General features: G+C 61.1%; 13 protein-coding genes. 9 read left to right on the top strand and 4 right to left on the bottom strand.

Features of this window, described 5'->3' with window-relative positions; genetic code table 11:
- Positions 1 to 107 precede the first annotated feature (107 nt).
- The 3 genes from PPUTUW4_RS00855 to PPUTUW4_RS00865 are packed head-to-tail and all read right to left on the bottom strand — an operon-like array spanning position 108 to position 4,144.
- Positions 108 to 1,718 (bottom strand): arylsulfatase, encoded by a 1,611-nt coding sequence (locus PPUTUW4_RS00855; RefSeq protein ID WP_015092985.1) that lies wholly within the window; start codon positions 1,716 to 1,718, stop codon positions 108 to 110.
- A 15-nt stretch (positions 1,719 to 1,733) separates the two neighbouring features.
- On the bottom strand, positions 1,734 to 2,549 hold the full coding sequence (locus tag PPUTUW4_RS00860; RefSeq protein WP_015092986.1) for an ABC transporter ATP-binding protein: 816 nt from the start codon (positions 2,547 to 2,549) through the stop codon (positions 1,734 to 1,736).
- Entirely contained in the window at positions 2,546 to 4,144 is a 1,599-nt protein-coding gene (locus PPUTUW4_RS00865) for an ABC transporter permease subunit (RefSeq protein WP_015092987.1), read from the bottom strand. The genes PPUTUW4_RS00860 and PPUTUW4_RS00865 overlap by 4 nt, the downstream gene beginning before the upstream one ends.
- Before the next feature lie 402 nt (positions 4,145 to 4,546).
- Between PPUTUW4_RS00865 and PPUTUW4_RS00870 the strand changes: the two genes are divergently transcribed.
- Positions 4,547 to 5,560 (top strand): ABC transporter substrate-binding protein, encoded by a 1,014-nt coding sequence (locus tag PPUTUW4_RS00870; protein ID WP_015092988.1) that lies wholly within the window; start codon positions 4,547 to 4,549, stop codon positions 5,558 to 5,560.
- 122 nt (positions 5,561 to 5,682) lie between these two features.
- On the opposite strand, the gene PPUTUW4_RS00875 is transcribed toward PPUTUW4_RS00870, so the two are convergent.
- A complete protein-coding gene (locus PPUTUW4_RS00875; RefSeq protein WP_041474762.1) occupies positions 5,683 to 6,603 on the bottom strand; it encodes a LysR family transcriptional regulator in 921 nt (306 codons plus the stop codon).
- A gap of 183 nt (positions 6,604 to 6,786) precedes the next feature.
- Here PPUTUW4_RS00875 and PPUTUW4_RS00880 point away from each other — a divergent pair, with 183 nt between their 5' ends.
- The 8 genes from PPUTUW4_RS00880 to PPUTUW4_RS00915 all read left to right on the top strand — a co-directional run bounded on the left by PPUTUW4_RS00880 (position 6,787) and on the right by PPUTUW4_RS00915 (position 15,318).
- Positions 6,787 to 7,707, top strand: coding sequence for a TauD/TfdA family dioxygenase (locus PPUTUW4_RS00880; RefSeq protein ID WP_015092990.1), 921 nt, complete (start codon positions 6,787 to 6,789; stop codon positions 7,705 to 7,707).
- A 134-nt stretch (positions 7,708 to 7,841) separates the two neighbouring features.
- Positions 7,842 to 10,202 carry a TonB-dependent receptor gene (locus PPUTUW4_RS00885; RefSeq protein ID WP_015092991.1) on the top strand — a complete coding sequence of 787 codons (2,361 nt, stop codon included), beginning with the start codon at positions 7,842 to 7,844 and terminating at the stop codon, positions 10,200 to 10,202.
- 259 nt (positions 10,203 to 10,461) lie between these two features.
- On the top strand, positions 10,462 to 11,271 hold the full coding sequence (locus PPUTUW4_RS00890) for an energy transducer TonB (protein WP_015092992.1): 810 nt from the start codon (positions 10,462 to 10,464) through the stop codon (positions 11,269 to 11,271).
- 44 nt (positions 11,272 to 11,315) lie between these two features.
- Positions 11,316 to 12,041, top strand: a complete 726-nt coding sequence (locus PPUTUW4_RS00895) for a MotA/TolQ/ExbB proton channel family protein (RefSeq protein ID WP_015092993.1) — start codon at positions 11,316 to 11,318, stop codon at positions 12,039 to 12,041.
- Between the two features lies 1 nt (position 12,042).
- The gene (locus PPUTUW4_RS00900; protein ID WP_015092994.1) at positions 12,043 to 12,444 is read left to right on the top strand and encodes a biopolymer transporter ExbD; all 402 of its coding nucleotides are present in this window, start codon (positions 12,043 to 12,045) and stop codon (positions 12,442 to 12,444) included.
- Positions 12,445 to 12,720: 276 nt separating this feature from the next.
- Entirely contained in the window at positions 12,721 to 13,302 is a 582-nt protein-coding gene (locus tag PPUTUW4_RS00905; protein WP_007972928.1) for an alpha/beta hydrolase, read from the top strand.
- Positions 13,303 to 13,357: 55 nt separating this feature from the next.
- A complete protein-coding gene (locus tag PPUTUW4_RS00910) occupies positions 13,358 to 14,281 on the top strand; it encodes a sigma 54-interacting transcriptional regulator (protein ID WP_015092995.1) in 924 nt (307 codons plus the stop codon).
- A 254-nt stretch (positions 14,282 to 14,535) separates the two neighbouring features.
- Positions 14,536 to 15,318, top strand: a complete 783-nt coding sequence (locus tag PPUTUW4_RS00915; protein ID WP_007972924.1) for a MetQ/NlpA family ABC transporter substrate-binding protein — start codon at positions 14,536 to 14,538, stop codon at positions 15,316 to 15,318.
- Positions 15,319 to 15,707 lie beyond the last annotated feature (389 nt).

Raw genomic sequence — 15,707 nt, forward strand, 5'->3', positions numbered from 1 at the left:
GCGGGCAAGCCCGCTCCCACAGTGATTTGTGCTGAACGCAAATTTTGCATTCACCGCAGAAACCTGTGGGAGCGGGCTTGCCCGCGAAGGGGCCGGTTCAGGCAGCATCAATCCGGCTGAAACGGCGACTCACTCAGAATCACCCCAGTCTCATCCACATACCGCTGCCAATGCTCGATCAAGTCACTCAGCCGCTGCGGCTGGCTCGACGCCAGGTCATGAATCTCCCCCGGATCACTGCCCAGGTCATACAGCTGCCAGGTCGCCGGCCCCACCGGTCCCGGGATGTACACCGCCTTCCATTGCCCCTGGCGGATCGCCCGGCGACCGAACAACTCCCACCCGGTTACGGTGTGCTCGTCATGTACCTGCGCCGTCTCGCCCGACAGGAACCCCAGCCACGATTTCCCGCGAACGTCCGCCACGGGTTTGCCGTGCCATTGCTTGCCTGGATGGCGCACACCGGCAAGATCCAGAATGGTCGGCGTGATGTCCATCACCGTGCCAAACCCATGGCTGATCTGGCCCTTGAGCGGCAGCTGCGGGTAATGCACCAGCGCTGGCACGCGAATCCCGCCTTCGGTGGTGAAGGCCTTGAACAGTCGCGACGGCGCGGTCGCCACTTGCGCCCAGTTCGGCCCGTACCAGACGTAGGAGTTGGCGCGGCCGATGTTGTCCAGGCTGTTGTCGTAATGCTGGTTGAGATAGGTCAGCAGCTGCGGCCCGAATTTCGGGAAAGCCTCCAGCAACGCCCCTTCGGCGCCGTTATCGGACATGAACAGGATGAAGGTGTTGTCCAGTTGTCCCTGCTGGCGCAAGTAATCGACGACACGCCCGATGTTCCAGTCCATGCGTTCGACCATTGCCGCATAAACTTCCATGGCTCGCGCAGAAATCTGCCGCTGTTCATCACTCAACGCATCCCACTGTGCGCTCAGCTGGATCAGGGGATGCGGCTCGACATCGGCCTCGATCAATCCCAGTTTCTTGAGTTTTTCCAGACGTTCCAGCCGCAGCACTTCAGGGCCGGCGTCATAGCGTCCGCGGTATTTTTCCACCACCTCGGCTGGGGCCTGCAACGGCCAGTGCGGTGCGGAAAACGGCAGGTAGGCGAAGAACGGTCGGGTCTGGTCGCGCTCCTTGAGGTATTGCAGCAGCTTGTCGCCGAAGGCGTCGGAGGAATAAAAATCCTTCGGCAGTTCGTCGATGAACCGGTCGTCTTCGATATATAGCGCCGGTGTGGATTTGAGCAGCCGTGGCGTCGTTTCATCGTAGGTCGGCTCGAAGCCGTAATGGTTGGCCGCACCGGGCAACAGCGAAAACGAACGCTCGAAACCCCGGGCATGGGGCGCCAATTCGGCGGTCAGGCCCAGGTGCCATTTGCCGCTCATCAACGTCTGGTAACCCGCCTCGCGCAGCAGCTCGGGCAGGGCGACCACGCGGTCGTTCAAATGCCCTTCGTAGCCTGGATTACCGATCAGGTCCGGGGTCAGTGCTTCGGCCATGGTGCCGATGCCGGCGATGTGGTGATCGGTGCCGGTGAGCAGCATCGAACGGGTCGGCGAACAGGTTGGTGCGGTGTGGAAATCTGTCAGGCGCAGGCCATTGTTGGCCAGGGCATCGAGGTTCGGCGTGTTGATTTCGCCACCGAAGGCGCCGAGGTCGGAAAAGCCCAGGTCGTCGGCCAGGATCACTAAAAAGTTGGGGCGTTGCGGCATCAGGAATTTCCTTTTTCAGTAGGCAATGAAGGACAGCGGCAGATCGCGGACCTGCACCGGCACGGGAGGCTGGTAGTGACCGTCGCTGGTGAGTTCGTGAAGCAGTTCTTCGCGCAATTGGTGGAAGTCGAAACTGCTGCGCTGGCGCGGATGGGGCAGGGCAATGTCGACCACTTGCTTGATCCGCCCGGGACGCGGCTCCATCACTACCACGCGGTCGGCGAGGAAGATCGCTTCCTCGACATCGTGAGTGACCAGCACTGTGGTGATTTTTGCCCGTGCGCGGATCGCCAGCAGTTCGTCCTGCATCTGCTGGCGGGTCAACGCGTCGAGGGCGCCGAAGGGCTCGTCCAGCAGCAGAATCCGTGGGCTGGCCACCAGGCCTCGGGCGATGGCCACGCGCTGCGCCATGCCGCCGGAGAGCTGGTGCGGATAGGCACGGGCGAAGTCGCCCAGGCCCACCAGTTCGATGAAGTCATGGATACGCTGGTGCTTTTGCGCGGCGCTCAATGGCTCGTTGACCAGGCCCAGGCCGATGTTGTCGGCCACGCTCAGCCATGGGAACAAACGGTGTTCCTGAAAGACGATGCCGCGCTCGCCACCGATGCCGGTGACGGCTTTGCCGTCGACGCTTATCTGCCCGCGAAATTGCCTGTCGAGGCCCACCAGCAGCCGCAGCAAAGTGGATTTGCCGCAACCGCTGGAGCCGACGATGGCGACGAACTCGCCCTCGGCGATGTCCAGGTTGAATTCGCGAATGGCCTCCAGTTCGAAGCCGTCGACCTCGAAGGTCTTGCCCACGTGATTGAAGCTGACAATCGGTACGTTCATGCGTGTCTCCAGCGAGTGGCGCGGATTTCCAGGCGTTGGCCAATGAGGTTGAGCAGGGCGCCGGTCAGGCCCACCAGCAGCATGCCGGCCATGATCAGGTCCATGCGCAGCAGTTGCTGGGCGCCGATCATCTGGCTGCCGATGCCGCCGTTGGACGGCATGAAGTATTCGGCGCCGATGGTGCCGAGCCAGGCGTAGATCAGGCTCAGCCTGAGCCCTGCGAAAATTCCCGGCGCCGCACCCGGCAACACCAGCCGGCGCAGGCGCTGGGGCAGGTTCAGGCGCAGCACTTGGGCCGCCTCGTTGAGTTGTGGCGAGAGATTGGCGACGCTGCGTTGGGTGGCGATGAACAGCGGGAAAAACGCGGCGAGGGCGACGAACACCCACTTGGCCAATTCCCCCAGGCCGAACCACGCGGTGAGCAGCGGCACCCAGGCGAAAATGGCGATCTGGCGGAGGGCGGCGAGGGTCGGGCCGAGCACGCGTTCACTGGTGCGCGACAGTCCCAGCAGCAGGCCCAGAGCAAAGCCGAGCCCGCCACCGAGCAGTAACCCGCCAAGGGTTCGGCCCAGACTCAGGGCCATGCCGCCAACCAGCGTGCCGTCGAGCAGGCCATTCCAGGTGGTGTGCAGGACGACCATCGGGCTGACCAGAATGTTCGGGTCAATCCACTGCTGATCCGAGCTCAGTTGCCACAACGCCAGCAGCGCCAGTGGCAGCAGCCACGGTTGCAGACGTTGCCAGCCTTGATAACGCGGCCCGCGACGGATTTCGGCGGTGGCCGGGTGCGGCCAGTGCACCAGCTTCCTGTCCAGCAGGCCGATACCGCGATCCATCGCCACGCCGATCAAGCCGATCACCACAATGCACACGAAGACGATGTCGAGCATGAACAACTGGCGTGCCCAGACCATCAGGTAGCCGATGCCTTCGCTGGACGCGAGCAGTTCGACAGCGAGCAGCGAGGTCCATCCGGCGGCCAGCGCAAGGCGCACACCGGCCATGAAGGCCGGCAGTGCGGCAGGCAGCACAAGACGGCGAATCAACAGGTGCCTGGGCAGGCGCAACACGGCGGCGGCTTCGCGCAGCCTGGGTTGCGCATCGCGCACGCCGACCAGTGTGTGCAGGGTCACCGGCACCACGATCGCCTTGATCAGCACCACCAGTTTCAGCACCTCACCGATGCCGAAAAACACCATGAACAAGGGAATCCAGGCCAGGGTTGGGACTTGCGCCAACCCGGCGAAGGTGGGAAACACCAGGCGTTCGAGCGTACGACTGAAACCCAGCGCAGCACCCAAAACTGCACCAGCGCTGATCCCGGCCAGCAGCCCCCAGAACAAGCGTTGCAGGCTGATCCACAAATGGCTCCACAACTCGCCTTGGGACAACTCAACGGCGCTGCTCCAGACCAGGGTCGGCGCCGGCAGGATCTGCTCGCTCATCCAGTGATTGCGGCTGGCGAGCCACCACAGCGCAAACAGGCTGAGGGGTATTAACCAGGGCAAGAGCCGCTGGCTCAGCGTCGGCCAATGTCGTCGACCATCAAGCCGAGGTGCGGCCAGCGGCAGGCTCAGAAGGGAAACACGGGCCATGGGTGACCTCCGTTGTCGGGTTGCAATGCAAGCCTGTTTTTTGTGGGAGCGAGCTTGCTCGCGATGAGGGTGTGTCAGGCGACTTATGTGCTGGATGACACACCCTCATCGCGAGCAAGCTCGCTCCCACAGGGTTTAATGTGTATGCAAAATTGATCTATAAAAATAAAAAACAATTCTATTTAGGGATAAGCAAGGCCATTTAAGGCTTGGGAGCGCGCGCACATCCAATGCCTTCGAAGAATATTTTTGATGCTGTTTTTGCATACGCGATCGGAAGGCCCGTAGGAGTTGATATAGATCCAAAAGATATAAAAATGTGAATTTATAGTATTTAAATGTTGGTTCTGATTCGGCCTACTTTTGACTCATCAACGCCCGTTGCCCCAAGGAGCCGTACCCATGAACCTTCCCTTCAAACGTGTCATCAGCCTGTTCGCCGCACCGGCCCTGGCGGGTCTGCTGGCCTTCACGGCCAACGCCGGTGAACTCAAGGAAATCCGCATCGCCGTGCCGGACCTGAGTGCCGGTACCCAGCACAGCGGTGGCGGTGTAGTGGATGTGTTGCGCGATCAACAGATCTTCGAAAAGGCCTTTGCCGATCAAGGCATCAAGATTCAGTGGAGCTTTTTCAAGGGCGCAGGCCCGGTGATCAACGAAGCGTTCGCCAACGGTCAGGTGGACCTGGCCTACCTCGGCGACCTGGCAGCCATCATCGGCAAGTCCAATGGTCTGGATACGCGATTGCTCAGCGCCTCGGCGCGCGGGGTCAAGCACTACCTCGGCGTGGTACCGGGTTCGGGGATCAAGACCCTGCAAGACCTCAAGGGCAAACGCGTGGCGATCTTCCGTGGCACGGCCAGCCAGTTGTCCTTCGATGCGGCGCTGGCCAGTCAGGGGTTGAGCGAGAAGGATGTGAAAGTCATCAACCTGGACTTCAACGCGGCGGTGGCGGCGCTGGCGGCGAAACAGATCGATGCCTCGTGGGGTGGTTCCGGGCTTACCGCATTACAGGCCAAAGGACTGGCCGAGTTGCCTCTGACCACCAAGGACCTGGGCGGCGCCGGCAGTGTGCAGGCCGTGTTGGTGGGGACCGGAAAGTTCGTCGACGAGCACCCCGAGGCGGTCGCCACGTTGCTCAAGGCTCAACAGCAAGCGGTGGCGTGGTTGACCCAGGACAGCAATAAGGACGCCTACATTCAGCTGGTTTCAGGGCTGGCGAGTTACCCGCCGGTGATTCTCAGCCAGGATCTGAAGGATCAGAAACTGAGCGAGGTGTTCCCGTCGACGCTCGATCCGGTGTTCCTTGGCAAATTGCAGGATGCGGTGGACCTGGCTTCGCAGCAGAAGCTGATTCGCAAGTCGTTCAAGGTAAGCGATTGGGTGGCGCCGGAGTTGGCTGCGGCCAAGCTCTGAATCTTCAGTGAGCTCACTGGCCCCATCGCGAGCAAGCTCGCTCCCACATTAGATTTGAGTCGTACACAAACTTGTGTCCGACAACGATCCCCTGTGGGAGCGAGCTTGCTCGCGAAGAGGCCCTAAACCGCGACGCTGACTTGCTGTCTGTCCACCGCCACCAACGTCTCGATCATCGCCCGCGCCGCTGGCGACAACCGGAACCCGGTGCGACTGACAATCCCGCACCGCGCATTCATGCTCTCGATGTTCTGCGGCAAATTGCGCCAGTGCAGCAGCACCAGCGAACCCTGGGCAATGTCCTCGATGAACGCCTCTTGCGTGCCCACGCCGATGGCGTTGGATTGCAGCACAACTTTCACCAGCGCCGGAAAATGTTCGGTCTCGATAGTCGGCGAAAAATCCACCCGCCCACTGAGGTTCGCCAGCAGTTTGCGAATGCCTGGCGGGATCTTCGTGGTCGCCAGCGGGTAATCGAACATGTCGTTGGTCGACAGGCTCTCCTTGGCCAGCAGCGGATGCCCCGGACGGCAGAAAAACACACCGCGTTTGGGCGTCAGCGCCTGGGTCTGGAAGTTCGGGTCGGACTCGAAATGGCGAATGTCGGCGATGAAGAATTCGATCTCCTCGCGGCTCAGGGCGCGGCTGAGTTTTTCCCAGTTATCCACTTCGAAGCAGGTGCGCACTTTCGGGTGTGCATTGATGAATTGCGCCACCGCATCCGGTACCAGTTTTACCGCCGGCGCCGGGCCGCAACCGAAGCGCAGTTCACCGGCATCGAGCTTGGTCATCTGTGTCACTTCGGCGCTGAGCAGCGCCGCACCCTGCACCAGGCTGCGGGCATGTTGCAGCACCACCAGGCCCTCTGGGGTGGGGCGCAAATCCTTGTTGCCACGGTCCACCAACACGCAGCCGAACTCTTGCTCCAGCCCCTGGATGCTGCGGCTGAAGGCCGGTTGGGTAATGCCCATGGCCTCGGCCGCGCGCACGAAACTGCGGTGTTCGTCGAGGGCGATGAAGTAACGCAACTGGCGAAGATCCATATGCTTTCCCGGCATCCTAAAAATAGCTCGAAGGCATTTGCGACGAGGGTTGACTGAGGTTTTAAATGCAACCTCTTATTCCGTCAACGAAGCATGTAGATATCTATTAGATCTAAATAGAATATAGATAGAGCAGTGTTTCGCGGCCGGTTCAACCGCAAGCAGTCTGATGAGGGTCTACCCATGAGCAATGCCGCTTTCGCAGTACAACCCGCTGTTCACGCGCTTGAAATCCATCCGGTGGCCGGTCGCATCGGTGCCGAAATCCGTGGCGTACAGCTTTCCGGCGAGCTGGATGCCGCCACCGTTGAAGCCATTCAACAGGCGCTGCTGCAATACAAAGTGATCTTCTTCCGCGACCAGACCCAACTCGACGATCAGCGCCAGGAGGCGTTCGCCCACCTGCTCGGCGAACCGGTGGCGCACCCGACCGTGCCGGTGCGTGAAGGCACGCGTTTTCTGCTGGAACTGGATGGTGCCGAGGGCCAGCGTGCGAGCTCCTGGCACACCGACGTGACCTTTGTCGAGGCCTACCCAAAAGCCTCGATCCTGCGCTCGGTGGTAGCCCCGGCTTTCGGCGGCGACACCCTGTGGGCCAACACCGCCACCGCCTACGCCGGGTTGTCGGAGGAGCTGCGTGAGCTGGCCGACAAACTGGTCGCCGTGCACAGCAACGAATACGACTACGCCGGCACCCGGCCGGACGTCTCGGCGGAGAAGCTGGAGCGCTATCGCAAGGTCTTCACCTCGACTGTCTACGAAACCGAACACCCGGTGGTGCGCGTGCACCCGATCAGCGGCGAGAAGAGCCTGTTGCTGGGGCATTTCGTCAAACGCATCAAGGGCTATTCCCAGGCCGATTCGGCGCACCTGTTCGGGTTGCTGCAAAGCCATGTGATCCGCCAGGAAAACATCGTGCGCTGGCGCTGGAAGGCTGGTGATGTGGCGATCTGGGACAACCGCTCCACCCAGCATTATGCGGTGGATGACTACGGGACCCAGGACCGGATCGTGCGCCGTGTGACGCTCAAGGGTGAAGTGCCGGTGGGTGTGAACGGGCAGGTCAGTCAGACCGTGAAAGGGCCGGATATCGGCGGCGTTTGACCTGACGCCTTCGCGAGCAGGCTCGCTCCCACAGAGATCGCATAGCCACCGCAAATCCCCTGTGGGAGCGAGCCTGCTCGCGAAGGCGGCCTTTCAAGCAACAAAGAACTTTTTTTGATCGGGAACCCCGCCTTATGAGTCCGTTGCATTTCACCCCAATCTACTCTCCACAACGGCTCAAACGCCTGCCCCTGGCCCTGCTACTGGCAGGCAGCGCCAGCTGGACCCAAGGCTATGCGGCCGACAGCGTCACCCCTGAAACCACCCCGGCAAAAACCGCCACGGCCGACAATACCCAACTGGCAACCGTGACGGTTACTACCCGCCGCCGTGAAGAAAGCTCGCAAGACGTACCCACTCCGATGAGCGTGGTCAGCGGCCAGACCCTGGAAGCCCAGCGGGTCTATCGCATCCAGGATTTGCAGCAACTGGTGCCCAGCGTCAACGTCGCCTACATGCATGCGCGCCAGTCCAGCGTGTCGATTCGTGGCCTGGGCAACAACCCGGCCAGCGATGGCCTGGAAGGCAGTGTCGGCCTGTACCTCGATAACGTATACCTCGGCCGGCCAGGCATGGCTGTATTCGACCTGATGGACATCGAGCAGCTCGAAGTGCTGCGCGGTCCGCAAGGCACCTTGTTCGGCAAGAACACCACCGCCGGCGTGATCAACATCAGCACCCGCGCGCCGACCTTCACCCCGGAACGCAGCATCGAGTCTTCGGTGGGCGAGGACGGCTACTTCCAGACCAAGGGCACGATTTCCGGTCCGCTGAATGACCAGCTCGCCGGGCGCTTTTCTGCGTATCGCACCCGCAGCGACGGCGATATCAAGAACGAATTCGACGGCCACGATCTGAACGGCGGCTCGCGCGATGGCTTCCGTGGCCAGTTGCTGTTCAAGCCCAACGAATCGTTCAACCTGCGCTGGATCGGCGACTACAACGAAGAAGATTCCAGCGCCGGCACCCGGGTGTTGTTCAACACCGGGCCGACCATCAATGGCACCAACCTTTATCAGACCCGGGCCAATGCCGCTGGCGCGACACTGGTCGACGGCACCCACCGCAAGGTCAACCTGAACAACGACCAGCATGTCACCGTGCATCAGGGCAGCACATCGGTGGAGGCCAACTGGACGCTGCCGAGCGACTTCACCCTGACGTCCATCAGCGCCTATCGCTGGTGGAATTTCACCCCGCGCAATGATGACGGCCTGAACGCAACCGTCTTCTACAACGCCGGGGTTTCGGTGGAGGACAAGCAGTACTCCCAGGAGTTTCGCCTGGCGTCGCCTACCGGCGGGTTCTTCGATTACGTGCTCGGCGCCTATTACTTCGGCTCCGACCTGGACAACAAATCCTTCACCTTTTACGGACCGCAAGCGGATATCTGGAGTGGCACGCCCACCGGTGCGCTGAACAACATCGACAGTGTCGGCAACGGTCATATCGAAACCAACAGCTTCGCGCTGTTCGCACAGGGCACCTGGCACCTGACCGAACGCCTGGATTTCACTGCCGGCCTGCGCGGCACCTATGAAGAAAAAAACGCCTGGGTGACCCGCAATGCACCCGCCGGTGGTGCTGCAGTCACCGGCGCGGCCGCCGCGTCACGACGCGCTCGTGCGGGGGCCTACGATTCCGGCGATCTGAACCAGTACAGCTCCAGTCCTTCGGGCCTGTTGAACCTCAGCTACCACCTCACCGACGACCTGCTCACCTACGCCACGTTGTCCCACGGCGAAAAATCCGGTGGGGTCAACCTGGCCGTCGGTATGGCGCCGGTGGCCGGTGCCGACTCGTTGCTGATCGGCACCGAGCGCGCCAACAACGCCGAGCTCGGCTTCAAGAGCACCCTGTGGGACCGTCGCCTGCAACTCAACGCCAACCTGTTCTGGACCCAGGTCAACGGCTATCAGACCAACGCCTATGACGACGTCAATCGTGTGCAATACCTGACCAACGCCGGTTCCGTGCGCTCCCGTGGCGTGGAGTTCGAAAGCACCCTGATCCCGCTGCGCGGCCTGACGCTGAATATCAACGGTTCGTACAACGACGTCAGCTACCTCTCCTACAAGGATGCACCGTGCCCGCCGGAAGTCAGCCTGAGGCCGGGTGCTCCAGCCTCCTGCGACCTGACCGGGCATCAAGTGGTCGGCGCCTCGAAATGGATCGGCAACGCCAACGGCGAATACAAGTGGAACCTGAGCAACGGCTTCGAGGAGTACGTCACCGCCAGCTATGCGTTCCGCTCCAAAGCGGTGGGCACGGTGGAAGACTCCGACTTCGGGCAGATCCCGAGTTATGCGGTGGTCAACCTGTCCACCGGTCTGCGCGGCGACTTCAACCAGGGGCAGTGGGACGTTTCGTTGTGGCTGAAAAACGCCTTCGACAAAACCTACTACACGACGCTGTGGACGGCCGCCAATGGTGGTTATGAAGGTCTGCCCGGTACGCCACGCACGCTCGGTGTGACCGGCCGATACGACTTCTGACGGCGAAAAAGCATGCTTCGAATGAATACTTTCAATGCCCGAAAAGCATCGGATTTTTTCCACTGTGCCGGAGCCCTTGAACGGCGGGCTCTGGCGGTGGGTTGAGGGTTTTGTTTATTCGTATTGGTTCTAAATATAAGTTTAAACATTACTTTAAGAGCTAAGCGTTCAAGCCAATGATTGCTCTACCGGGGCGTCGTCGGGGGATGTTCAGCACGACGTTCCGGTTATCCGCAAAGAGACCGCAGGGAGTTAAACAATGGGCAATGTCCAGATCGCCGCCGGTGCACATGAGGTGCTTTGGCGCCAGGCACCCGGTGGCGAATTGGTCGACCTCGGCCGACCGCACCGCGTGCCCTTGGGGCAGTTGCGTTTGCAGCGAACCCCCAAAGGCGTCCTTCGCCGGCGTGAAGCAATCGTGCTGGGCGTGCTGGCGTTGCTGGTGCATGGCGCGGTGATCTATTGGGTCAATCAGCAACCGACCCCGGTACTGCCGATCGTGCCGCCAGAAGTCCCGCCCATGACCATCGAGTTCTCGCGTCCGGCGCCTCCTGTGGTCGAGCCGCCGCCACCGCAACCTGTGCAGCCCGTTATTGAGCCGCCACCGCCTGTGGAAGACGAACTGGCGGTGAAACCGCCACCACCGAAGCCGGTTCCCAAGCCCAAACCGGTCGCCAAACCGCTACCGAAACCGGCGCCAAAGGCAATCGAGCAGCCACCCGCGCCGCCACAACCGGCAGCACCCGTCGCGGCCCCTGCGCCACCTGCACCTCCGACCCCTGCGCCCGTAACACCGGCCTCCGCCACCGCCGGCTATCTGAAAAACCCGGCACCGGAATACCCGTCGCTGGCCCAGCGTCGCGGCTGGGAAGGCACCGTGTTGTTGCGCGTACATGTTCTGGCCAATGGCAAGCCCGGCGAGATCCAGATCCAGAAAAGCAGTGGTCGCGATGCACTGGACGATGCCGCGCTGAACGCGGTGAAACGCTGGAGTTTTGTGCCGGCCAAGCAAGGTGATGTCGCCCGGGACGGCTGGGTCAGCGTGCCCATCGATTTCAAGATTCATTAAACAGAAACCAATTTCGCGCGAAACGTTTACACGAGGAATACATCATGACGTTACTGGCCTCTCCACTTGAATCCATCGAAAGCGCGGTGATCTGGCTGCTGGTGGTTTTTTCCGTCGCGACCTGGGGCCTGGCATTGCTCAAGGGCGTGCAGTTCGGTCGGCTGAAGGCACAGGATCGAAAGTTTCATCAGCAGTTCTGGGCCGCTTCGAGTCTCGACTCGGCGGCCGAACTGAGCGAAACCCGGCCCGGCGCGGCCGCCCGGGTGGCGCAGGCCGGTTATGCAGCCATCCAGGTGGGCGAGACGCCACAGGCTACGGACTTGAGCCAGGCGATCAACCATCAGGATCGTCTGGAGCGAGCCTTGCGCCAGCAGATCGTGCGCGAGCGCCGGTCGCTGGAAACCGGGTTGGCCGTACTCGCGAGTATTGGCAGCACCTCGCCGTTCATTGGTTTGTTCGGCACGGTGTGGGGAATCATGGAAGCGTTGAAAGGCATCAGCGCGGCGGGCTCGGCCAGCCTTGAAACGGTCGCCGGGCCGATTGGCGCGGCACTGGTCGCCACGGGTGTGGGGATCGCCGTCGCGGTGCCGGCGGTGCTGGTTTACAACTACTTTTTGCGGCGCTTGAAACTGACGGCGGCGGATCTGGATGACTTCGCCCACGACTTCTACAGCTTGGCGCAGAAGAGTTCGTTCCGCGTGCTGATCCACCCGACGGCGCACAAGGTGGCAGCCCAGGGCAACGCGCAGAAAGTGAAGGAGGCGTCCTGATATGGCCTTCTCCACGCAAGACACTGACGAGGTGCTCAGCGAGATCAACGTGACGCCTCTGGTGGATGTGATGCTGGTGTTGCTGGTGGTGTTCATCGTCACCGCACCGCTGCTGACCAACGCCATTCCGATCAACCTGCCCAAGACCGAAGCGGTGGCGCCGGTGGAGCAGAAGGACCCGTTGGTGGTGAGCATCGACGGTGCCGGCAAACTGTTCATCAACAAGGACGAGATACAGCCGGACTTGCTGGAATTGAACCTCAAGTCGGCGAAGGCCAAGGACCCCGAGGTGCGCGTGCAGTTGCAGGCGGACGATGGTGTGAATTACGGCGAGGTGGCGCGGGCCATGGCATCGATTGAACGGGCAGGGATTACCAAGTTGTCGGTGATCACTGCGCGTTAACAGATTTTCGTTTTCCGGGGCCGTCTCCTTGGCAGGGTGCGGCCCCTTTTTTTGGTCTGAATTTCATCCCTGTGGGAGCGGGCTTGCTCGCGAATGCGGAGTGTCAGTCTACAAGGATGTTGGATTTGATGGCCCCTTCGCGAGCAAGCCCGCTCCCACAGGTTATATGTTTTATATTCGATACTGGTCTTAATAAATAGCTTCTTATTCCTTAACGAATATAACTCTCCTCCCTATACTCGACCGGGAACAGACACGCAGCAGGAGAGCTCCCCCATGCGCAACGAATCAATTCGCTACCTGATTGTGCCGGGCTGGCAAGGATCGCCAGAAGATCATTGGCAAAGCCACTGGCAGAACAGCCTGCCGAACAGCGCACGGGTGGAGCAGGCCGACTGGCTGACGCCACGTCGTGAAGACTGGGTCGCGGCGCTGGCTGAGGCGATTGCCGCCGACAGCACGCCGGTCATCCTGATCGCCCACAGCCTGGGTTGCATCACCGTCGCCCATTGGGCGGCCACCGCGCCTGTGCAGTTCCTGCGTCAGGTGCGCGGTGCCCTGCTGGTCGCACCGGCGGATGTCGAGCGCCCGGCCTGTGCACCGGCCTTGCGCAACTTCGCGCCGATCCCGACGGATCTGCTGCCGTTCCCCAGCCAGGTCGTCAGCTCCGACAACGACAGCGCCGTCAGTGCGCCGCGGGCCCTGGAGCTGGCGCGCAACTGGGGTGCCGAGGCGGGGATTCTGGCGGGGGCGGGGCATATCAACGTGAAGTCCGGTCATCAGCGTTGGGAGCAGGGTTTTGCCTATCTCTATCGCCTGCAAAACCGCATGGAACACCACGCCCTGCGCCGCGCTTGAACACTTTCTTTATTTAACGCCCCCGTCTCCCGGCGGTTTTGGGCGGGAGTCTGCCATGAGCTTTGAAACCTTCGGTCAGCCGCTGCTGACCTTTCCCGACGCCGAAAAAAGTCCCCTGAGCATCCGCGCCAAGGCGCTGGTATTTGTCGATCCGCGTTCGCGGCAATTACGTGAAGACCTTGAGCAACTGGCCACGCGTTCTGTCTCGGTGCTGATCCGTGGCGAAACCGGCACCGGCAAGGAGTTGCTGGCCCGACATATCCACCGCGCCAGTGATCGCGGCGGGTTATTCGTGTCGGTCAACTGCGGCGCCATCAGCCCGACCTACGCTGACGCTGAGCTGTTCGGCTATGCGGCTGGCAGCTACAGCGGTTCGGCGAGCAGTCGTGCCGGCTGGTTCGGTTCGGCCAACGGCGGCACGCTGTACCTGGACGAAATCGGTGACCTGCCGCTGCCGATTCAGATCAAGCTGCTCGCCGCCCTGGAGAACCACGAAGTCACCCGCGTCGGCGCTCAGCAACCGAGCCCGGTGGATGTGCGGCTGGTGGCGGCCACCAGCATCGATCTGGCCCAGGCGGTGGCCGCCGGAAAATTCCATGAACGGCTCTATCACTACCTCAGCGAAGGCCCGCTAGAACTGCCGGCGCTGCGCGAGCGTACGGGGGACATTCTGCCGCTGGCCGAATACTTCCTCGGCATCTACAGCCAGCGCCTCGACCTGCCGGTGCCGCTGATCAGCGAAGCGGCGCAGCTTGTGCTTGAGCGCCACAGTTGGCCGGGCAATACCCGGGAGCTGGAAAACGTCATTCACTTTGCGCTGCTGGTGAGTACGGGCGACGAGATTTTGCCGGAGCATTTGAATTTGCCTGATGAAGGTCTGGGAAAGATCGAACAGCAGCTCAAGCAGATTTTTTGCAACGGTTCCGATGCCGAAAAAGACGCCTTGAAACAACTGCTCGCAAACGCCGGATTTCTGTAGGAGCGAGCTTGCTCGCGAGAAACCCACAGACGCCGTTGGGTATCAGGTTTGGCGCGTTTTCGTTCACGACCATCGCGAGCAGGCTCGCTCCTACAGTTGTATGAACAAAATGGAATATGAAGCTGAATAAACGTTATTGTTCGGGAATAAAAAATCCCGGTATTGTCCGCTTCACGCCAGCGATAGCACTTCACTGGCACTCTCATCTTCAAGCCGTCGCCACAAGCGACTGTGATTTTCGATAAGGACACTGCATGAAAAAGGTTCTGTTGTTCACCGCACTGGCGGCTGCCCTGACCGCGGGCCTGGCCCAGGCTGGCGAGAAACTGGTGGTTGCGGCAACCCCGGTTCCACACGCCGAGATTCTTGAGCTGATCAAGCCAACCCTCGCCAAAGAAGGCGTGGACCTGGAAATCAAAGTCTTCACCGACTACGTTCAGCCGAACGTGCAGGTCGACCAGAAGCGTCTGGACGCCAACTACTTCCAGACCCTGCCGTACCTCAAGAGCTTCAACGAAGGCAAAGGCACTCACCTGGAAACCGTGATCGGTGTGCACGTCGAACCGTTCGGCGGCTACTCGAAGAAAGTCAAAACCCTGGCTGAGCTCAAAGACGGCGCGACCATTGCCATTCCGAACGAAGGCAGCAACAGCGGCCGTGCCCTGATCCTGCTGCAGAAGGCTGGCCTGATCGAGTTGAAAGACCCGAAAAACGCCCTGGCCACCCCTAAAGACATCGCCAAGAACCCGCACAACTTCAAGTTCAAGGAGCTTGAGTCCGCGATGTTGCCGCGTGTGCTGGATCAGGTCGACCTGGACATGATCAACACCAACTACGCGCTGGAAGCGGGCCTGAACCCGGCTAAAGACGCGCTGGTGATCGAAGGTGCCGACTCGCCTTACGTGAACTTCCTGGTGGCCCGTCCGGACAACAAGGACAGCGTTGCCATCCAGAAACTGGCCAAGGCCCTGACCAGCCCGGAAGTGAAAGCCTTCATCGAGAAGAAGTACAGCGGCGCGGTATTGCCAGCGTTCTGATTCGCGAAGCAAACCCCTTCAAGGTTTCAAACGCCGACGGCTGATTTAGCGTCGGCGTTTTTTTGAGCGTTCGATTTGCCTGTGACGCGGGAGCCTTTGTGGCGAGGGGGCTTGCCCCCGTTCGAATGCCCAGCATTCGTCCCAAGGTGCGTCATTGGTTACCAGGGGCCGCTTCGCAGCCCAACGGGGGCAAGCCCCCTCGCCACAAAGAGCCTGTTGACCATGGAGTTGATCAGGCCGGCCTGGCCTTCAACGCCCTGCGCAACGCCATCAATAATTTCAGAATGTCCTGCGGATCCAGCCGTTGCGGCGGTTGTTCGTCTGCCATGTTCTCGTCCTTGTGAGATGTTGGCCGGGAGTCTGGCCAAAAGTGGTTCGTCCTTGGAGCT

It is taken from the genome of Pseudomonas sp. UW4, assembly GCF_000316175.1.
Lineage (GTDB): Bacteria > Pseudomonadota > Gammaproteobacteria > Pseudomonadales > Pseudomonadaceae > Aquipseudomonas > Aquipseudomonas laurylsulfatiphila.